Here is a 20,319-nt window from a genome sequence, read left to right on the forward strand (position 1 = left end):
CAACATGAACAACTTGCACAACACGAACGGCCTGATGCGTTTCGCGAAGGTGGCGGCCGCGAGCACCCTGCTCGCGACGCTGCTCGCCGCGTGCGCGGTGGGCCCCGACTACAAGCGTCCGGATGCCGCGGCGCCCGCCGCGTTCAAGGAAGCGCCGACGCTCGCCGCCGGCGAGCAGGCCGGCACGTGGAAGACGGCCGAGCCCGCGGACAGCGAACATCGCGGCGAATGGTGGAAAGTGTTCGGCGACCCGGTGCTCGATTCGCTCGAGACGCAGGCGCTCGCCGCGAACCAGAACCTGAAGGCCGCGGCCGCGCGTGTCGAGGAAGCGCGTGCGGCGACGCGTACGGCGCGTTCGCAGTGGTTCCCGCAGGTCGGCGCCGGTTTCGGGCCGACGCGCCAGGGGCTGTCGTCGGCGTCGCAGTTCCAGCCGCAGGGCACGGGCCCGACCAACGCGACGCTGTGGCGTGCGCAGGGCACGGTGTCGTACGAGGCCGACCTGTTCGGCCGCGTCGGCCGCAACGTCGAGGCGTCGCGTGCCGACCAGGCGCAGAGCGAAGCGCTGTTCCGTTCGGTGCAGCTCGCGCTGCAGGCGGACGTCGCGCAGAACTACTTCGAGCTGCGCCAGCTCGATTCGGACCAGGATCTGTACCGCCGCACGGTGGAGCTGCGCGATCAGGCACTGAAGCTCGTGCAGCGCCGCTTCAACGAAGGCGACATCAGCGAGCTCGACGTATCGCGTGCGAAGAACGAGCTGGCGAGCGCACAGGCCGATGCGGTCGGCGTCGCGCGCCGGCGCGCGGCGTCCGAGCATGCGCTCGCGATCCTGCTCGGCAAGGCGCCGGCGGATTTCGGGTTCAAGGAAACGCCGATCGTGCCGGTCGCGGTGAAGATTCCGCCGGGCCTGCCGTCCGCGTTGCTCGAACGCCGTCCGGACGTGTCGGCGGCCGAGCGGGCGATGGCGGCCGCGAACGCGCGGATCGGCCTCGCGAAGTCCGCGTACTTCCCGAAGCTCGATATCACAGGGGCGTTCGGCTATGAGGCGTCGACGCTCGGCAACCTGTTCCTGTGGTCGAGCCGCACGTTCCTGCTCGGGCCGTTCGCGGGCACCGCGCTGACGTTGCCGCTGTTCGACGGCGGGCGCCGGGCGGCCGGCGTGCAGCAGGCGCGCGCGCAGTACGACGAGCAGGTCGCGAACTACCGGCAGCAGGTACTCGTCGCGTTCCGCGAGGTCGAGGACAATCTTTCCGACCTGCGTCTGCTCGACGACCAGATCCGCGCGCAGGATGCAGCCGTCAATGCGTCGCGCCGTGCGGCGACGCTGTCGCGCACGCAGTACCAGGAAGGCGAGGTCGCCTATCTCGACGTGATCGACAGCGAGCGTTCGGTGCTGCAGTCGCAACTGCAGGCGAACCAGCTCACTGGCGCGCAGGCCGTGTCGACCGTCAACCTGATCCGCGCGCTCGGCGGCGGCTGGGGTGCGGCGCCGACGGCGGTCGGCGATGCGGCGGCCGTCAAGGCGGAGGTCGCCGCGCGCTGAAACAGCGGCCCGCCAAGGGCCGTTCACGCAGGTGGCCGAACGAAGCAGAACCCCGGTCCGTGGCAACGCGGATCGGGGTTTTTTTTGGGCCGATTGCTATGGCTGCTGCTCGGGCCGTACGTCCGTACGCTCGGCGATGACCACCGCATACCGGCCGACCGCATCGGCGATGCGCTGCGCCAGTTCGGGATCGCGCACCGCGCGTGCGAGCGTGACGCCGCCCGACAGCAGCGCGAGGAACGCGATCGCGCGGTCGTCGTCGGGCGTGTCGCCGAGCCCGGACGACACTTCGTCGACGATCTGCCGCAACGCCTTTGCGTATGCGTCGCGCGTGTCGTCGTCGGCGCGCATCACTTCGGGCGACAGGCTCGGCAGCGCACAGCTTTCGCCGAGTGCGCAGGTGCGCCGGGGCCCGAGGTAGAACGACACGAACGGGCGCCGCCAGCGCGCGCCATGCTCGGCCTTGAACGTCGCGACGCCTTGCCGGAGCTGGTCGAGGCCGTCGAGCACGACGTTGCGGAACGCCTCGCCTTTCGATTTGAAATGTCCGTAGAACGCGCCGTTGGTGACGCCGGCCGCCTTCGTCAGCGGACCGATGCCGGAGCCGCCATAGCCCTCCTGGCGGAACAGGCGGCTCGCGGCTTCGAGGATGCGCGTGCGGGTTTCGTGCTTGTGCTCGACGGAATAACGCATGACAGGCTCGCTTCAGAGCGATCGCTCTTTATTGCTTGCATAGAGAGCGATCGGTGTCTAATGTATAGAGAGTGACTGATATTTATATCACGTCACGATTCCGATGACCTGACCTGGAGAAAGTGCGATGCCGATTACGCTGACAGTATCCGAAGGGGTTTTCACGCCGGACGACGAGGGGCCGGTGTTTGCCGAGTTGACCGATGCGCTGCTGGACGTCGAGGGATTGACCGGGAACGGCTTCCTGGCGCCGAACGTGGTGGGCACGCTCAATGTGCTGCCGCGTAACCGGACCTTCGTGCACGGGCGCGCGGAGCCTGCCGCGTTCGTCGAGCTGAAGCTGCCTGCGGTGGCGCTTGCGGCGCCCGACAAGCAGCGGCAATTCGTCGAACGGGCGACCGAGATCGTGCTGCATCGCGCGGGCGGGCGGCTGACGCCGGCGCAAGTGTGGGTGAATGTCGTGCATGCGGTCGACGGCGGATGGGGCATTGCCGGACGGCGATATGACAACGCTGCGCTGGTCGATTCGATTCAGGGTGCGGCGGCCGCCTCGCATTAACCGCAACTAACGGTCAAGCAGTCGGGCGTTGACCGACGGAGTGGCGGCGATTGCCGCCACTCCGGTTACTTGTCGCTGCCTGCAGCCCGCAGCGCGCGCGCCAGCTCGCTCGCGGCCTTGCCGAGCCCCGTGTGCTTCGGGCGGCGCAGATACACGGGCAGCGGCAGCCCGTTGCGGATATTCGCGAACACGAGCGGCGCAAGTTCGCCAGCGGCGACGTAGCGGCCGATCATCGATTCCGGCAAATTTGCCCAGCCATGCCCGGCTTTCACGAGCGCGATCGCGGTCGCCATGTCGGTCACCTTCCACGTGCGGTTACCGATCAGCGGCCGCACGTCGGTCAGCGGCCGTTCGGGATCGGCGATCACGATCTGCCGGAAGCCCGACAGGCGCTCGATCGCCTCGGGTTGTGCGCATTCGGCGATCGCCGGATGGCTCGGTGCGGCAACCGCGACGAGCGTTTCGGTCCACAGCGCATGAATCTGTTCCTGCGGATGCAGATCGAGCCCGCCGTACGCGACACAGAGATCGATGGCCGATCGATGCAGCGCGTCGACGATCACGTCCTGCGGCGCCGTGACGATGCTGATCGCGAGTGCCGGATATTTCGCGGCCACGGCTGTCAGCGCACGCGCGACCGGCGCACCGTCGAGTTCAGCGGCAAGCCCGAGCCGCAGCGTGTCCTCGACGCCTTCCGACAGGTGCTGCGCATGCGCACGCAGCGCGTGCAGCCGTTCGGCGATCGAGCGCGCGTCGGGCAGCAGCGCGGCCATCGCCGCGGTCGGCGTCGGTTCGCGCGTGCCGCGGTCGAACAGCACGAGGTCGAGTTCGGCCTCGAGGTTCGCGATCGCCATGCTGATGGCCGACGGCGTGCGGCCGAGCGCGCGCGCCGCGGCCGAGAACGAGCCCTTTTCGATGACGGTCAGCAGCATGTCGATGTGGTCGCTGGTCAGCATGCGGGGCCTCCTGTCAGAAAAATTGAAAGGACCTGACTTTTGCGGACAGAGGCCCGCTGATAGTCTCGCCACCTTGTTCGAGATGAAGGTGGATGGTCATGCAAGGGTGGAAGAGACGCATAGTGTATGTCGTGATGTTCGAGTTGCTCGGCATCCTGGTCGCGTCGTCGGTGCTCGGCATGCTGAGCGGCGCGAGCGCCGCGACGAGCGGCCTGCTGGGCGTGATGATCTCGACGACGGGCGTCGTCGTCAATTTTCTGTACAACCTCGCGTTCGAGGCATGGGAGCGACGCAGCGCGGCGACCACGCGCTCGGTCGGGCGCCGCGTGATGCATGCGATCGGATTCCAGGTCGCGCTCGTGACGTTCCTGATTCCGCTGATTGCGTGGTGGCTCGACGTGTCGTTGCTTCAGGCGTTCCTGTACGACGCGGTGCTGATCGTGTTCTTCCCGATCTTCACGTTCACGTACAACTGGGCGTTCGACAGCGTGTTCGGGTTGCCGGATTCGGTCACGCGCAACGCACAGCCCGAGCCGGCCGTGTGGTAAGCCGCGCTGGCGGGTGGGTGTGACAACGAACGGCGGACGCCTATGCGTCCGCCGTTTTTCGTTGATGCGTCGCATGCCATCGATACCGGGCGCATGACGAAAGAAATTGTAGAGGACTTCTAATGTCGTAATCGTCTGGTTTTTTGTCGCATCTTAACAAAACTGTCCGATTTCCCTTTCTAGAATCCGACAGATCGATGACACGCGCGGCGGGCAGGAGGGGGCCGCCGACGCGCCGCGCGCCTGGTTCGGAACCGTATTGCGGCTCCGAGGCCGCGCATCGCCCGCACGCGGCGCATGCCGCCTGCATGACCATCCCCGTCCGGCCAGAAAAACGAGGAGGGATTGCCGATGTCGCGTATCGATCGCCGTACGTTCCTGACCCGCTCGGCGCAAGCGGCCGGCGCTGCCGCGCTCGCGGCGGCGTTGCCCGAAAGCATTCGCCGCGCGCTTGCCGTCGAGCCGGCCCGCGTGACCGGAACGATCCGGGACGTGGAGCACATCGTCGTGCTGATGCAGGAAAACCGCGCATTCGACCATTACTTCGGCACGTTCCCGGGCGTGCGCGGCTTCAACGATCCGCGCGCGGTCGCACGTCCCGACGGTAAGGCCGTCTGGTATCAGAACTACAAGGGGCGCGACTACGTGCCCTGGCACCTCGACACGTCGAAGACGTGGGCGCAGTGGATGATGCCGGAGAACCACGAGTGGGATGCGTTCCACAAGCTGTGGAACGAAGGGCGCAACGACCAGTGGATGGCCGTGCAGTGGCCCGATGCGATGGGCTACTTCAAGCGCGCCGACCTGCCGTACTACTACCCGCTCGCGAGCGCGTTCACGATCTGCGACGCGTACCACCAGTCGATGATGGGGCCGACCAATCCGAACCGGCTCTACCTGATGACGGGGCGCGCGTCGCCGAACGCGGACGGCAGCCAGGTCGCGATGTCGAACTGGATGGGCGACCGTTCGGGCACGGTGTCGTGGAAGACCTTCCCCGAGCGGCTGCAGCAGGCCGGCATCGACTGGCGCGTGTATCAGGAAGGCGGCGTCGGCTCGTTCAACGTCGCGTGGAATTTCCTGTCGAGCCGCTACTGGATCGACAACACCAACAACTACGACTGCAACGCGCTCGCGTGGTTTTCGCAGTACAAGTCGGCTTCGTCGAGCTCGCCGCTGAACCAGCGCGGGCTGACCGCACGCGGCATCTCGTCGCTGCGCGACGACGTGCTCGCGAACCGGCTGCCGCAGGTGTCGTGGATCGTGCCGCCGTTCTCGTCGTCCGAGCATCCGTGGTGGGGGCCGTCGTTCGGCGAGGAATTCGTGTCGCGGATTCTCGATGCGCTCACGTCGAACCCCGACGTATGGGCGAAGACCGTATTCCTGATCTGCTACGACGAAGGCGACGGCCGCTTCGATCACGTGACGGCGCCCGTGCCGCCGTGGAAGGCCGGCAAGGGGCTGTCGACGGTCAGCGTCGAAGGCGAGATCGAGCAGCAGTCGGGCTTGCCGATCGGGCTCGGCACGCGCGTGCCGCTGCTCGCGATTTCGCCGTGGTCGAAGGGCGGGTGGACCTGCTCGGAAGTGTTCGATCACACGTCGGTGATCCGTTTCATCGAGAAGCGTTTCGGTGACGATCATCCGGACGTCTACGAATCGAACATCACGCCGTGGCGTCGCGCGGTGTGCGGCGACCTGACGTCGGCGTTCGACTTCGCGGGCGATGCGGATCGCACGGTGCCGCCGGCGGCGCTCGACCTGACCGCGACGAAGGCGCAGCTCGACAACGCGTACTGGGTGCAGTACTACCTCGCGAAGCCGAGCTATCCGTCGAGCTACCCGGCTGAGAACGCGCCGCTGCCGGTGCAGGAACCGGGGCAGCGCAAGCTGCGCGCGGTTCCGTACGAGCTGTTCGTCGAAGCCGCGCTCGATACGCGCGCGGGCGTGCTGAACGTGAGCTTCGCGAACAGCGGCAAGGCCGTGCCCGGCAACGCGGCCGGCACGTCGGCCGCGGTGTTCCATGTACACGACGCGATCGCGCAGAACGGCCCGCGCTTCTACACGATCCAGAGCGGCCGCGTGCTGAGCGACCAGTGGTGGCCGGTGCGCGACACGCAGGGGCGCTACGACCTCGCCGCGTATGGGCCGAACGGCTTCTTCCGCCGCTTCAAGGGTGGCGCGACGACGAGCGCGCTGCTGCTCGACGTGACGGTCGCGTATCGCCCGGACGGCAATCTCGTCGTGCGGATGCGCAACGCGGGCCGCACGCCGCTGGTCGCGACGCTCGCGGATAACGGCTACGGCGCCGCGCCGCGTTCGGGCACGGTCGCGGCAGGCGCCATCGTCGACACGGTGCTGAACCTGTCGGCAAGCGGCGGCTGGTACGACTTCAGCGTGACGATCGATGCAGATGCGGGTTATCTGCGCACACTGGCTGGCCATGTCGAAACCGGTGCGGCGAGCGTGACCGATCCGCTCTTCGCGCGTGTGACAGGAACCGCATGATGAACCGAACCGTCATCGTATGGGGCACGGTCGCGCTGGCGGCAGGCGCCGTCGCGTCGGCCGTCGTGCTGTGGAGCGGCCGCCCGGGCGGCGCGCCGCACGCTTCTTCCACCGTTGTCAGCCAGGAATCCGCCATGACGAATCAAGCGGCCGCGTCGCCGGTCAATTTTCGCGCGCAGCTCGACGGCTATGCGCACGAACGCGATGCGCTGAATGCGGCCGACCGCCAGGTGCGCGCGCGTTCGTTGCTCGCGCAACTGCGTGCGGATGCCGATGCGGGCAAGCTCGATCCGCGCGAGGCGTCGGGCCTGGCGGACCTGCTGTTGCAGGATGCGGAACCGGACGCCGCCGCACGCCAGGCTGCGAGCGATGCGTTGCGCGAGCACCTGCGCGATCTTGCGATGGGCGAGCGGCCGGCTTCGCCCGCACGCGAGCGACAGGATGCCGACTATGTCGCGCAGAGCCGCAAGATCATCGACGAGGTGGTGCGTACGGTGCCGGACCGCGAGCAGCAGCGCGTGGCGCTCGAGACGCGGCTGGCGGAATTGCGCAGGCAGATCTACGGGACGGACGCGCCGGTGACACACGGCGGTTGACGAGACGCGATGCGGAGCGTATCCGCATCGTCGTTGAACAGCGAGGCGATCGGGCGGCGCGGAAGCCGCCCGGACACTTACGCGGCGATGAACGCGTGCACGTAGCGATTGAACACGGCGGGGCTTGCAGCGTTCATCCCGTGCGACGCGCCGGCGACGGTTTGCCGTTGCGCGTTGCCGATCCACTGCGACAGCGTATCGACGTTGTGGCGGAACATCTTCGGGCTGCGCTGGCCGTCGATCAGCAGCGTGCGGCATGCGATATCGCCGGCCGTGTGCTGCGAATACGCGGGCAGCGGGTCGCGCAGCTGCTTCGGCAGCGTGCTCGCGTTGTCGATCGCCATCGTACGGAAGCGCGACGTGCTTTTCTTCCATGCGCCCGGCAGGCTCACGGAATCGACGAACATTTCGAGGCCGGATTCGACGTCGCCTTGCCCGATCAGGTTCACGGCCTTCGTGCGCAGCGCGAGCGCGGCGGCCGGCAGCGCGGCTTCGCGCACGCCCGGCTGTTGCAGCGGGCCGCCCGGATCGGCGAGCGTCAGCGTATCGACGAGGTGCGGATGCCGGCGTGCGACGTTGAATGCGACGCTGCCGCCACGCGAATGGCCGACCAGATGCACGGGGCCGAGATCGAGTGCGTCGATGAATTCGGCGAGCTCGTCGACGTGGTTCTGCCAGCTGAATTCGTCCTGGATACCTGCTTCGACGGCCGGCCAGTAGTGGCTGAGGCTCGGCGCGATGCAGCGGTAGTGGGCCGACAGCGCGGCGAGTTGCGGATCCCAGTAGCGGTAGTCGCACAGCGAGCCGTGCACGAACACCATCGGCGCACCGCTGCCCCGCTCGACATACGGCAGGCTGATGCCTGACGAAAGCGTCGCAAATTGCAGGTCGGGGTTCGCGAGCACGGACGGCTCGATTCGCATGTTCATGGCTGAAAGACTCAAAGGTGCGTCAACACGACGCAACTATGCATCACGGCGACCTGCAAGGAAAACGCATAATTTTCATCGTGACGATCAATTTTATTGATGGCTGTGACGGAAACGCTTGTCGCAGCGTGGTCATGCGCCGAAGCCTTCAATCATCTGACGATTTGTTTCACCGGTGAAAGGGCGTGCAGCGGCCTGCGCGCACGCGCCTTCGCAGCGAACAAGGGGAAGACCGCATTTCAGCGCACCGTCAACGCGGGCGTGGTCTGAAGCTCGACGGGAAGGTCGTTGTCGGCGGCGAACTGCATCGCGAAGTCGAATGCGTCGGCGCACACGCCGCGCAATTCGTCCGACACGAACAGGCATTTGACGTTGCCGTCGACGACGGGCATCGCGAGCCGCGACAGCGCGCACGGATAGCCGGGCCGCCGTTCGCCGACGAACAGCGTGATGACGCCCGCGAGGCGCTCGGGCCAGTCGCTCGGGCGGAAGGTTTTCTGCGCGCGCGTAACGCCGCGGATCAGGTGGCCCGTGATGCGGCCGTGTTCGGTGACTTCGATGCGATCCATGCTGTTGTGCGTATCCTCGTTCGCGTCATTCGCCACCGTCGGCCGCTGTGTCGCCGCGCGCGGGAATCCGCAGGTTGCGCAGCTTGTGATAGAGCGTTTTCTTCGGCATCCCGAGCGCGACGCTTGCGTCCGCAACGTTGCCGTTGTGACGCTGCAGCATGTCCTCGATCAGCATCCGTTCGAAATACGCGAGCTGTTCCGCGAGCGTGTCGCCGACGGCCGGTGCATCGCCGGACGACAGCAGGCTGTCGCCGGTCAGCCCGAGCACGAAGCGGTCGGCCACGTTCTGCAGTTCGCGCACGTTGCCGGGCCATGCATGCGTCATCAGTTCGGATACCTGCGCAGCCGTGACGACCGGCGCCGGCTGCCCGAAGCGCCGCGCGGCCGCGAGCACGAAGTGCTCGAACAGCAGCGGCACGTCCTCGCGCCGCTCGCGCAGCGGCGGCAGCTCGATCTGCGCGACGTTGAGGCGATACAAGAGGTCCGCGCGAAAGCGTCCGTCGGTCGCGAGTTCGGCGAGATCGGCCTTCGAGGCAGCCACCACGCGGCAGTCGACCGGAATCAGTTCGTTCGCACCCAGCCGCTCGACCACGCGCTCCTGCAGCACGCGCAGCATCTTGATCTGCAGCGAAACCGGCATCGTCTCGATTTCGTCGAGGAACAGCGTGCCGCCATCCGCCCATTCGACCTTGCCGATGCGCTTCTTGATCGCGCCGGTGAACGCGCCGGCTTCATGGCCGAACAGTTCGCTCTCGAAGACCTGCTCGGGCAGGCCGCCGCAGTTCAGCGCGACGAAATGCGCGTCGCGCCGGCCGCCGAAGTCGTGCAGGCTGCGTGCGATCAGCTCCTTGCCGGTGCCGGTTTCGCCGGTGATCAGCACCGACACCGACGTGTCGGCGAGGCGCAGGATCCGCTTGCGCACGTCGGCCATCGCGGGCGACTTGCCGAGCACGTACGCCTCGATGCCCTGCCAGTTGTTCAGCGCCGCGCGCAGCCCCTGCACCTCGAGCGTCAGGCGGCGCTTCTCGACCGCGCGCGCGACGCGGCCGGCGATCACGTCCGACGAAAACGGCTTCTCGATGAAGTCGTACGCGCCGACCTGCATTGCGCCGACGGCCGTCGAGATGTCCGCGTGGCCGCTGATCAGCACGACCGGGATCTGCGCATCGAGGGCCATCACGCGGTCGAGCAACTGCAGCCCGTCGATGCCCGGCATCCGCACGTCCGACACGATCACCACCGGCGCGCCGGGCGCGACGTGCGTGAGCGCGTCGGCAGCGGACGCGAAGGCGTCGACCGGGAACCCGGCGAGCGCGACGGCCTGCTCGACGCCGATCCGGACGTTTTCATCGTCCTCGACGACCAGCACGCGAATCTCATCTTCCATGCTCTATCCTTTGTTGCGGCGTCGCCGCCGCGAATTCGATACTGAACTGCGCGCCGCCTTCGTCGCGGTTCGTCGCGGCGATCTTCGCGCCGAACGCCTCGACGATGCGCGACGTGATCGCGAGGCCGAGCCCGAGACCCTGGCCGCGCGGCTTGGTCGTGACGAATGGCTCGAACAGGTGCGGCAGCACGTCGGGCGCGATGCCGGCGCCGCTGTCGGCCACCGTGAAGCGCACGCGGCCGACGTCGTCCGGCCCGCTGGCCGCGATGACGATGCGGCGCACCGGCGCGTCGTGCACCGCGTCGAGCGCATTGCCGAGCAGGTTCACGATCACCTGCTGCAACTGGCTCGATTCGGCCGAGACGGTCGTGCCGGGCGCGATGTTCACGTCGAGCCGCACGCTTTCGTCGCGGATCCGCGCGTCGTAGATCAATCGCGCATGCGCGACGGCCTCGTTCAGCGACACCGCGACGCGCTCGACATCGGGCTTGCGCGCGAAGGTCTTCAGCTCGCCGGTGAGCACGGCCATGCTGTCGACCAGCTTGCCGATCCGCTCGAGATTCGCGAGCGCCGGCGCCGGCTGCCCGCGCTCGAAGAACGTGCGCGCGTTGTCGCATAGCGTGCGGATCGCGACGAGCGGCTGGTTCAGCTCGTGCGTGAGGCCGGCGGCCATCTGCCCGAGCACCGCGAGCTTGCCCGCGTGCACGACTTCCTGTTGCGATGCGCGCAGCCGCTGTTCGGTGCGTTCGCGCTCGACGATCTCGCGCTGCATCCGCTCGTTCGCGGCCGTCAGCGCGGCCGTGCGCTGCTCGACGGTCAGTTCGAGCCGGTCGTTCGCGCGGCGCAGCGCGTCCTGCGCATTCAGCCGCGCGACGATCGCCCGACGGCGCTGGATCGCGTAACCGGCCAGCAGCGCGGCGATCAGGAACGCGCCGGTGACGAACACGAACGCCGTCTGCTGCTGGCGCCGCGCGCCCGCGATGTCGAGCAGCACCATCAGCGAATCGCCGGCCTGCGGTGCGGGGCGCGACATCACGAGATAGCGCGTGGCGCGGCCGGCGTGGCGCAGATCGGGGAAGGTGCCGAACCACGCGGCCGAGCTGCGGTCGCCGATGCGGCGATACGGCAGCGCGTCGACGGTGCGGCCCGCGTATTGGCGCGACGCCTGGATGTCGCGCTGCTGCTGCGCGGTGATCGGGCGCAGCGCGGTGAATTTCCATGCGGGCTCGGTCGAGATCACGACCACGCCGTTGCTGTCGACGACCATTGCGGCGACGCCCGGCGCGCGCCACGCCGATTCGAGCGGATCGACGCTGATCTTCACGGCGGCCACGCCGATCGGCACGCCGTCGTCGCGCACGGCGCTCGCGAAGTAGACGCCCGGCACGCCGGTGTTGGTGCCGATCCCGAAGAAGCGGCCGCTGCCGCGCGCGAGCGCGTCCTTGAAGTACGGCCGGTACGACACGTTGGTGCCGACGAAGCTGATCGTCTCGTTCCAGTTGCTGGCGGCGATCACCTCGCCTTGCAGGTCGATCACGTCGACCGCGCCGCTGCCCGCGTCGCGGTTCACGGCTTCGAGGTAGGTGTTCACCGAGTGCACGTGTGCGGGCGCATCGTGCGGCGCGGCCTTCAGCATCGCGCGCACGCCGTCCTGGCGCGCGACGAGGCCGGGCAAGATCTCGAAGCGCCCGAGCTCGCTCTTGAGGCTCGACGCATACAGGTCGAGCCGGTGCGCGCCGGTTTCCTCGAGCGCGTCGATCGCGCGTTCCCACGCGAAATCGACGGCCGCACCGGCCACGCCGACATACAGCACAGCGGCCGATGCCCAGCCCCACCACGGGATTCCCTTGAAGCCTTTTTGCACGTTCGCCCTCATCGAAGCCCGCTGCCGCCTGTCCGCTACCGGCCGTCCGCTACCGGCCCTCCGCAACTGCTCGCCGTAACGACGCGCGCCGCGCGCCGGCAAGGCCGGCGGCGGCGCGTGCGAAGCAGCCTGCGCGACGGTGCGCGCGGCCGCGCATTATCCGAAGTGCGCGACCAGGATCAGCGTCACCGTGACGACGATTGCGCCGCCGATCCGCGTGGCGATCTGCGCGAACGGCATCAGCTGCATCCGGTTCGCGGCGGTCAGGATCGCGACGTCGCCGGTGCCGCCTTGCCCGCTGTGGCAGGCGTTTACGATTGCGGTGTCGATAGGGTACATCTTCAGCAGGCGGCCGACCACGAAACCGGTGCCCATCAGCGTCGCGACGGTCGACACGATCGTGACCACGTTGACGATCGTGAAGGCGGCGGTCAGCTTGTCCCACGGCGTCATCGCGACGCCGATCGCGAACAGCAGCGGATACGTGACGGCGGTCGAGAAGAACTTGTAGACGACGAATGCGCCTTCCTGCAGCGGCGGCGACACCGCGCGTGCGAGCTTCACCAGCACCGCGAGGAACAGCATCGCGACCGGTGCGGGCAGGCCGAACAGCTTGTGCGCCATCAGGCCGACGAGGTACAGCGTGATCGCCGTGATGCCGGCGCCCGCGATGTGCGTGACGTCGACGTGGCCGCGGATCTCTTCGTTCTCCGGCGTCATGTCGCCGCTTTCACCGACCTGCAGGCGGCCGTTGCCGGTCAGGTGCGGCAGGCGCTTGCCGAGCATGTCGAGCGCGCCCGACAGGATGATCGCGGTCAGGCTGCCGAGCATCACCGGCGGCAGCACCATCGCGAACATCTCGCCCTGCGGCAGGTGCATCAGTTCCGAATAGCCGATCGACAGCGGAATCGCGCCTTCGCCGACGCCACCGGCCATGATCGGCACGACGATATACAACAGCGTGTGGCGTGCGCCGAGGCCGAGCGCGGTGCCGACGGCCGTGCCGACGATCGCCGCGGCGACCGAGCCGGCCGCGAGCGGGACGAAGATCTTCACGAAGCCCTGGATCAGTACGCGGCGATCCATGCTCAGGATGCTGCCGACGATGATCGACGCGATGAACAGGTACAGGAAGTTGGTCGACTTCGTGAATTCGACCGTCAGGTTCAGCACCGGCTTCGGCAGCACGTGGTAGTACGTGAGCGCCGACGGCACGAAGGTCGCGAAGATCGCGGCCGCGCCGATGTTGCGCAGGAGCGGCAGGCGCTTGCCGAGTTCGGCGCAGGTGAAGCCGAAGAACGCGAGCACGGCGATCGCCATCGAGATCTCGCCAGGTACCTTGCCCGTCACCGAGAAGCCGACGATCAGCGCGAACAGGATCACGTAGACCGGCAGCGGAATGATGCCGATGCGGATTTCCATGAGCTTCCACCAGCCTTCCGGCCAGAAGCGCTCGCGCGGGGTGGCGACGGCGTCGGAAACCGGCTCCGGATGGGACGGGGTATGGATAGAGGTCTGCAAGACGTGTCTCCTGATGTTGGAATGCCTGCTTTGCTTCGCGGCATCGTGTGCCGTCTATTACGCAACCCCCGTGCCAGGAATCCGGCCTGCCGGAATATTTTCAATGCCTTGATTTATAAGGGATTTGTTTCGTCTGCGGAAAGGATTGCCCGGCGGGGTGGCCGAGATCTCGGAATTCGACCGGTGCCCCGGGCCGAGATTTCGGCCAGACGGCCGGCCGGACGCCCGGTCTGGCCTCCGATTCGCCCGGCCGGCCGCTCGGATGCCCGCCATATCGCCGCGCGCGATTTTCTTCGCACAATCGCTTCGTAGACCGCCCCTGCGCCGCTCTCTATCATCGGCTGATCCTTTTCCGACGCGACGACGACTGTCCGGAGAACGCCTGCGCGTTCGCCGCGGTGTCGCTCATCCGTCGATACCGTCTTTGGACAGGAGAGTGGTTTCATGCTGCATCCCGTTTTTTCCGCCCGCTTTTCCGCCGGCCGCGCGGCCCGCGTGCTGATGGCCGCGCTGCTCGGCGTCGTGCTGCTGAACGGCGCGCGCGCCGACACCGCGCCGCTGAAGGTCGGCATCTCGACCAGCCCGCAGATCGAAGCACTGAAAATCGCCGCGAAGGAGGCGAAAGAGCAGGGGCTCGACGTCAAGATCGTCGAGTTCACCGACTGGAATACGCCGAACGCGGCGCTCGCGAACAAGGACATCGACGTCAACTACTTCCAGCACATCCCGTTTCTCGAGAACGCGAAGAAGCAGGGTGGCTACAACTTCATCTCGATCGCGCCCGGCACGATCATGAAGATCGGCCTCTATTCGAAGAAGGTGAAAAGCTTCGCCGAGCTGAAGGACGGCGCGCGCGTCGCGATCGCGAACGATCCGGTCAACGGCGGGCGCGGGCTGTTGCTGCTGCAGCGCGCGGGGCTCATCACGCTGAAGCCGGGCACCGATTACCGTGCGACCACGCACGACATCGTCGCCAACCCGAAGCACCTGAAGATCATCCCGCTCGAAGCGTCGCAGCTCGCGCGTTCGCTCGACGACGTCGATCTCGCGCAGGGCTACCCGAGCTTCATCAAGCTCGCCGGCACGACCGATCCGAACAGCGCACTGCTGTTCGACGGCACCGAGAACAAGAGCTTCGCGATCCAGTGGGTCGTGCGGCCCGAGAGCGCGAACGATCCGCGCATTCGCAAGTTCATCGCGATCTACCAGCACTCGCCGGCCGTGCGCCGTGCGCTCGACAACGCATTCGGCTCGCTGTACGCGATCGCGTGGTGACGGAGGCCAGCATGACGACGGCGAACCGCAAGAAGATCCTGCTCAACGCGTTCAACATGAACTGCGTCGGGCACATCAACCACGGGCTGTGGACGCATCCGCGCGACCGCTCCGCGCACTACACCGATCTCGACTACTGGGCCGATCTCGCGAAGACGCTCGAGCGCGGCAAGTTCGACGGGATCTTTCTCGCGGACATCGTCGGCGTGTACGACGTGTTCGGCGGCGGCCCCGATGCCGCGCTGCGCGAATCGGTGCAGGTGCCCGTCAACGATCCGCTGCTGCTCGTGCCCGCGATGGCGCAGGTCACGCGGCATCTCGGCTTCGGCGTGACCGCGAACCTGACCTACGAGCCGCCTTACCTGTTCGCACGCCGCATGTCGACTCTCGATCATCTGACGAAAGGCCGCGTGGGCTGGAACATCGTCACCGGTTACCTCGACAGCGCCGCGCGCGGGATGGGCCTCGCGCAGCAGATCGGCCACGACGACCGCTACGAGCGCGCGGACGACTACATGGACGTCGTCTACAAGCTGTGGGAACTGAGCTGGGACGACGATGCGGTGATCCGCGACGCGCAGGCGCGCGTGTTCGCGCAACCGGGCAAGGTGCGGCGCGTGAAGCACGACGGGCCGTTCTATTCGATCGACGCGATTCATCTCAGCGAGCCGTCGCTGCAGCGCACGCCGGTGCTGTACCAGGCCGGTTCGTCCGCGCGCGGCGTCGAGTTCGCGGGCCGTCATGCGGAATGTGTGTTCGTGAACGGGCAAAGCAAGGCGGCCGCACGCGCGGCAGCGCTCGACATTCGCGCGGCGGCTGCACGGCAGGGGCGCGACCCGGCATCGATCAAGATCTTCGCGGGCGTCAGCGTCGTGACGGCCGAGACCGAACGGCTCGCACGAGAGAAGTTCGACGAATACCGGCGCTATGCGAGCCCCGAAGCCGGCCTCGCGCATTTCGCGAGCTCGACCGGCATCGACTTTGCGCAGTACGGCCTGGACGAGCCGATTTCGTACGTGAAGACCGATTCGATCCAGTCGGCCGTCGACGCGATCTCGCGCAAGAGCACGACCGGTACGTGGACCGTGCGCCGGATGCTCGAACAGATGTCGCTCGGCGGCCGCTATGCGCCGATCGTCGGCTCGCCGTCGCAGGTCGCGGACGAGCTGCAGTCGTGGATCGACGAGACCGGCATCGACGGCTTCAACCTGACGCGCACCGTGATGCCCGAGTCGTTCGCGGATTTCGTCGACTGGGTCGTGCCCGAACTGCAGAACCGCGGTGTCTACAAGGAAGACTACGATCCCGCGCCGACGCTGCGCGAGAAGCTGTTCGGCGCCGGCCCGCGCCTGCCTGCGTGGCACACCGGCGCGCAGCACCGGCCGGCAGCCGTATCCGAATCCGCGCATCCCGCGCATGCCTGAACGTGACGGAGCGAAGCGATGACGCAATTGTTCGATACGCTGGGTTTCATCGAGCCGTCGGCCGTGCTTGCCGGCGCCGCCGTAACGGCGCATGAGGAAGCGGGCGCGTTGGCCGCCGGCGGCGTGGCCGTGTCGCTGGAGCAGGTCGGCAAGGTATTCGCGACGCCGCGCGGCCAGGCCGCCGCACTGCGCGACGTGACGCTCGATGTGCGGCGCGGCGAGGTGTTCGGGATCATCGGCCGCAGCGGCGCCGGGAAATCGACGCTGCTGCGGCTCGTGAACGGGCTGGAGCGGCCGAGTTCGGGCCGCGTGCGCGTGCAGGGTGTCGACGTCGGCGCGCTCGACGAGGACGGGCTCGTTGCGCTGCGCCGCCGCACCGGCATGGTGTTCCAGCATTTCAACCTGCTGTCCGCGAAGACGGTGTTCGAAAATGTCGCGCTGCCGCTGAAGATCGCCGGCGTGCCGAAGGCCGAGCGCGTGCGCAAGGTCGAGGCGCTGCTCGATCTCGTCGGGCTCGCCGCGAAGCGCGACGCATACCCGGCGAGCCTGTCGGGCGGGCAGAAGCAGCGCGTCGGCATTGCCCGCGCGCTGGTGCACGATCCCGAGGTGCTGCTGTGCGACGAGGCGACGTCGGCGCTCGACCCCGAGACGACGCAATCGATCCTCGCGCTGCTCGCCGACATCAACCGCCGCCTCGGGCTGACGATCGTGCTGATCACGCACGAGATGGAGGTGATCCGTGCGGTGTGCGACACCGTTGCGGTCATCGAACAGGGTGAAGTCGTCGAAACGGGCCCCGTGTGGCGCGTGTTCGGCGATCCGCGCCACGGCGCGACGCGCGCGCTGCTCAGCACGCTGCAGCACGACCTGCCGGCCGAGCTGGCCGCGCGCGTGCAGCCGCTGCCCGAGCAGGCCGCGCTGCCGGACGGCGCGCAGGTCGTGCTCGACGTCCGCTATACGGGTGAAAGCGGCGGCGAGCCGGACGTCGGCGCGCTTGCGGCGGCGCTCGGCGGCTCGGTGCGATTCCTGCACGGCGGGATCGAGCGCATTCAAGGCCATGCGCAGGGGCGGCTCGTGATCGCGGCCGCGCCCGGGGTGGACGATACCGGCACGCAGCACGCGCGCGGCGCCGTTGCCGCGCTGCTCGAACGCGCGCGCCGCCATGCGAATCACGCGGAGGTGCTCGGCTATGTTTGAGCTCTGGTGGCCCGAACTGCTCGACGCGATCCGCGACACGCTGTCGATGGTCGCCGCGTCGGCCGTGATCGCGGCGCTGATCGGCATCCCGCTCGCGGTGATCCTCGTCACCACCGCGCCGGGCGGCATCTACGCGCGGCGCGGCGTGAACGCGGTGCTCGGCGCGCTCGTCAACGTGTTCCGCTCGACGCCGTTCATCATCCTGCTCGTCGCGCTGCTGCCGTTCACGCGCGTGCTGATCGGCACGACGATCGGCGTGTGGGCGGCCGTCGTGCCGCTGTCGATCGCCGCGATCCCGTTCTTGGCGCGGATCGCCGAAGTGAGCCTGCGCGAAGTCGATCGCGGGCTGATCGAGGCCGCGCTCGCGATGGGCGCGAAGCGCCGCCACATCGTGTGGCACGTGCTGCTGCCGGAGGCGCTGCCCGGCATGCTTGGCGGCTTCACGATCACCGTCGTCGCGCTGATCGGCTCGACCGCGATGGCGGGCGCCGTCGGCGCGGGCGGGCTCGGCGATCTCGCGATCCGCTACGGCTATCAACGTTTCGACACCACCGTCATGGCGACCGTGATCGTGATCCTGATCGCGCTCGTCTCGGCCGTGCAAATCACGGGCGACCGCCTGGTCCGACGCGTGACCCGGCGCACCTGAGCGACGCCACGAGCGTCCGCTCGTTTCATTCCTGATCCTGAGAGAACGATACCCATGACCTTGCCCATCGGCGCGCCGCGCGAATGGACCGGAGAATTCGAGGAAGCGCTGTTTCTCGACGTGGCGCGACGCTATCGTCCGGGCTTCCCGGCCAAGCTCGCCACACCGCCGCGCGAGCCGCGCAACGACGACGAGCTGGCCGCCGTCGCCGACTACTACACGAAGATGGCGTCGCACGACCTGTTCATCGTGCAGGTCGTCGCGAAGGCGATCGACACGCTGTTCCGCGACGATCCGCATTTCCAGCTGATCCTGTCGCGCCAGCTCGGCGACGACGGCGCGCACGCCGTGATCGGCCGCGAACGCGTGACCGAACTGACGGGGCGCGATCCGCTGCCGGAAGTCGACCGGCTCGTCGCCGCGCACTGGGCGCGCATCGGCGACATCGCGGTGCGCGACCTCGCGGGTTTTCTCGCGTTCGAATGGCATTACGAGCTGCATATCCTCGCGAAGCTGTGGATCCAGCGCAAGACCGGCCGCATCGGCGACAGCGCGATGCGCGAGCACGGCGAGAACCGGATCCGGCCGGACGAGGAATGGCATCGCGTGCAGATCGTCCAGTGGTGGTTCGACACGCTGAAGGCGTTGCCGCCCGTCGAGCGCGACGCGCTGATCGATCGCGTGATCGCGGCCGACGAGGAAACGCAGGCGCGGCTCGACGGGTATCTGCACGACGAGTATGCGCACACCGCGCACGTGTTCGGCGCGGATATCGCCGAATACCGCGCGATCTATGACGACTGGCGGCGCGAGATCCTGGCGCGGCTGACCGGCCGACGGATCGATGCGCTGGTGCCGCTGTCGGGCGAAACCGTTGAACAGGACGCTGTCGCATGAACGATCCCCGCGGCCCGGCGACCTTCGCGCCGGATCCCGACACACCGGCCGTCGATCGCGAGGCGCTGGCGCGCGCGATCGACGCGCTGCGCGTGAGCGCCGCCGCGCGCGACCGCGCGGGCGGCCACGCGGCGCAGGAGAAACAGTGGCTTGCCGATGCTGGCCTGCTGACGCTCGCGGTGCCGCGCGCGTTCGGCGGGCAGGAAGCGGCGTGGCCCGCGATCTACGACGCGATCCGGCAGGTCGCGCGCGTCGACAGCGCGCTCGCGCATCTCGTCGGGTTCCAGTGCCTGCAGGTCGTGAGCGTCGACGTGTGGGGCAGCGCCGCGCAGCGCGAACGCTACCTGCGCGGCACCGTCGACGCGCGCTGGTGGTGGGGCAATGCGGTCAATCCGCTCGACACGCGGCTCGTGGCGACGGCGACGCCCGACGGCGGCTACCGGCTCGACGGCGTGAAGGGCTTCTGCTCCGGCACGCGCGGCTCGCGGCGGATGACGGTGTCCGCGCATGATCCGGCAACCGGTCGCACCGTGTTCGGCGTCGTGCCGACCGACCGTCCGGGGATCACGGTCAACGAGGACTGGGATCCGGTCGGCCAGCGCCAGACCGACAGCGGCAGCGTGCGCTTCGACGGCGTGACGCTCGCGCCGGACGAGGTGCTGCACCGGTCCGAGGCGCCGCCGACGCCGCGCGCGACGCTGCGCACGCTCGTGTCGCAACTCGTGCTGACGAACCTGTTCGTCGGGCTGGCGGAAGGTGCGCTGGCCGAGGCGCGCGATTACGTGCGGCAGCATGGCCGCCCGTGGATACACGCGGACGTCGCGCAGGCGGAAGACGATCCGTACACGCTGCAGCGCTTCGGCGACATGCGCGTGCGGGCGATTGCCGCGGCAGTATTGGCCGATCGCGCGGCCGAGGCGTTGCAGCGCGCGTGGTCGCGGCAGGACGCGCTGACGGCCGACGAACGCGCCGAAGTGGCGCTTGCGGTATCGGAAGCGAAGATCGTCGCGCAGCGCGCGGCGCTCGACAACGGCGAAGCGCTGTTCGATGCGTGCGGCGCGCGCGCGACGGCCGCGTCGCTCGGCCTCGACCGCTTCTGGCGCAATGCGCGCACGCATACGCTGCACGATCCGCTCGACTACCGGCTGCGCGATGTCGGCCGGTTTGCGCTGACCGCGGAACTACCGCCGGCGTCGCTCTATACGTAAGC

Annotated in this window: 18 protein-coding genes; 11 read left to right on the forward strand and 7 right to left on the reverse strand. The window is 68.0% G+C overall.

Features of this window, described 5'->3' with window-relative positions:
* The first annotated feature begins 4 nt into the window (after positions 1-4).
* Positions 5-1,540, forward strand: coding sequence for a multidrug efflux transporter outer membrane subunit OpcM (gene opcM, locus ACWMMN_RS18385; RefSeq protein ID WP_059240893.1), 1,536 nt, complete (start codon positions 5-7; stop codon positions 1,538-1,540).
* A 96-nt stretch (positions 1,541-1,636) separates the two neighbouring features.
* Here opcM and ACWMMN_RS18390 read toward each other — a convergent pair whose 3' ends face one another.
* The gene (locus ACWMMN_RS18390; protein WP_059238795.1) at positions 1,637-2,233 is read right to left on the reverse strand and encodes a TetR/AcrR family transcriptional regulator; all 597 of its coding nucleotides are present in this window, start codon (positions 2,231-2,233) and stop codon (positions 1,637-1,639) included.
* A 127-nt stretch (positions 2,234-2,360) separates the two neighbouring features.
* Here ACWMMN_RS18390 and ACWMMN_RS18395 point away from each other — a divergent pair, with 127 nt between their 5' ends.
* Positions 2,361-2,792, forward strand: coding sequence for a hypothetical protein (locus tag ACWMMN_RS18395; RefSeq protein WP_059238797.1), 432 nt, complete (start codon positions 2,361-2,363; stop codon positions 2,790-2,792).
* A 65-nt stretch (positions 2,793-2,857) separates the two neighbouring features.
* Here the strand turns inward: ACWMMN_RS18395 and ACWMMN_RS18400 are convergent, their stop codons facing one another.
* Positions 2,858-3,748: a LysR family transcriptional regulator gene (locus ACWMMN_RS18400; protein WP_486423748.1), complete on the reverse strand. Its 891-nt coding sequence runs from the start codon at positions 3,746-3,748 to the stop codon at positions 2,858-2,860.
* A gap of 98 nt (positions 3,749-3,846) precedes the next feature.
* Between ACWMMN_RS18400 and ACWMMN_RS18405 the strand changes: the two genes are divergently transcribed.
* The 3 genes from ACWMMN_RS18405 (at position 3,847) to plcR (ending at position 7,397) form a co-directional block, all read left to right on the forward strand.
* Complete coding sequence (locus ACWMMN_RS18405; protein WP_059240894.1) at positions 3,847-4,296, forward strand: PACE efflux transporter; 450 nt, start codon at positions 3,847-3,849, stop codon at positions 4,294-4,296.
* Positions 4,297-4,647: 351 nt separating this feature from the next.
* Complete coding sequence (locus ACWMMN_RS18410; protein WP_486423749.1) at positions 4,648-6,801, forward strand: phosphocholine-specific phospholipase C; 2,154 nt, start codon at positions 4,648-4,650, stop codon at positions 6,799-6,801.
* On the forward strand, positions 6,801-7,397 hold the full coding sequence (plcR, locus tag ACWMMN_RS18415) for a phospholipase C accessory protein PlcR (RefSeq protein ID WP_174993723.1): 597 nt from the start codon (positions 6,801-6,803) through the stop codon (positions 7,395-7,397). The genes ACWMMN_RS18410 and plcR overlap by 1 nt, the downstream gene beginning before the upstream one ends.
* 77 nt (positions 7,398-7,474) lie before the next feature.
* Here plcR and ACWMMN_RS18420 read toward each other — a convergent pair whose 3' ends face one another.
* The 5 genes from ACWMMN_RS18420 to ACWMMN_RS18440 all read right to left on the reverse strand — a co-directional run bounded on the left by ACWMMN_RS18420 (position 7,475) and on the right by ACWMMN_RS18440 (position 13,667).
* Positions 7,475-8,326, reverse strand: coding sequence for an alpha/beta fold hydrolase (locus tag ACWMMN_RS18420; protein ID WP_174993722.1), 852 nt, complete (start codon positions 8,324-8,326; stop codon positions 7,475-7,477).
* Positions 8,327-8,565: 239 nt separating this feature from the next.
* A complete protein-coding gene (locus tag ACWMMN_RS18425; protein ID WP_059238805.1) occupies positions 8,566-8,895 on the reverse strand; it encodes a DUF3579 domain-containing protein in 330 nt (109 codons plus the stop codon).
* Positions 8,896-8,920: 25 nt separating this feature from the next.
* A complete protein-coding gene (locus ACWMMN_RS18430) occupies positions 8,921-10,282 on the reverse strand; it encodes a sigma-54-dependent transcriptional regulator (protein WP_486423750.1) in 1,362 nt (453 codons plus the stop codon).
* Entirely contained in the window at positions 10,272-12,158 is a 1,887-nt protein-coding gene (locus ACWMMN_RS18435; protein WP_486423751.1) for a sensor histidine kinase, read from the reverse strand. The genes ACWMMN_RS18430 and ACWMMN_RS18435 overlap by 11 nt, the downstream gene beginning before the upstream one ends.
* 144 nt (positions 12,159-12,302) lie before the next feature.
* Positions 12,303-13,667, reverse strand: a complete 1,365-nt coding sequence (locus ACWMMN_RS18440) for a 2-hydroxycarboxylate transporter family protein (RefSeq protein ID WP_059238811.1) — start codon at positions 13,665-13,667, stop codon at positions 12,303-12,305.
* Positions 13,668-14,111: 444 nt separating this feature from the next.
* Here ACWMMN_RS18440 and ACWMMN_RS18445 point away from each other — a divergent pair, with 444 nt between their 5' ends.
* From ACWMMN_RS18445 to ACWMMN_RS18470, 6 genes are read left to right on the forward strand one after another with little or no spacing between them, the layout of a single operon-like run.
* Entirely contained in the window at positions 14,112-14,942 is an 831-nt protein-coding gene (locus tag ACWMMN_RS18445; protein ID WP_059238813.1) for a MetQ/NlpA family ABC transporter substrate-binding protein, read from the forward strand.
* A gap of 11 nt (positions 14,943-14,953) precedes the next feature.
* Positions 14,954-16,366: an LLM class flavin-dependent oxidoreductase gene (locus ACWMMN_RS18450; protein WP_486423752.1), complete on the forward strand. Its 1,413-nt coding sequence runs from the start codon at positions 14,954-14,956 to the stop codon at positions 16,364-16,366.
* A gap of 18 nt (positions 16,367-16,384) precedes the next feature.
* Complete coding sequence (locus tag ACWMMN_RS18455; RefSeq protein ID WP_059238815.1) at positions 16,385-17,563, forward strand: methionine ABC transporter ATP-binding protein; 1,179 nt, start codon at positions 16,385-16,387, stop codon at positions 17,561-17,563.
* Entirely contained in the window at positions 17,556-18,212 is a 657-nt protein-coding gene (locus ACWMMN_RS18460) for a methionine ABC transporter permease (RefSeq protein ID WP_486423753.1), read from the forward strand. Before ACWMMN_RS18455 ends, ACWMMN_RS18460 begins: the two co-directional genes overlap by 8 nt.
* A gap of 54 nt (positions 18,213-18,266) precedes the next feature.
* Entirely contained in the window at positions 18,267-19,109 is an 843-nt protein-coding gene (locus ACWMMN_RS18465; protein ID WP_486423754.1) for a hypothetical protein, read from the forward strand.
* Entirely contained in the window at positions 19,106-20,317 is a 1,212-nt protein-coding gene (locus ACWMMN_RS18470; RefSeq protein ID WP_486423755.1) for an acyl-CoA dehydrogenase family protein, read from the forward strand. Before ACWMMN_RS18465 ends, ACWMMN_RS18470 begins: the two co-directional genes overlap by 4 nt.
* Positions 20,318-20,319 lie beyond the last annotated feature (2 nt).

The organism is Burkholderia cepacia complex sp. TUM26381, from assembly GCF_057439935.1.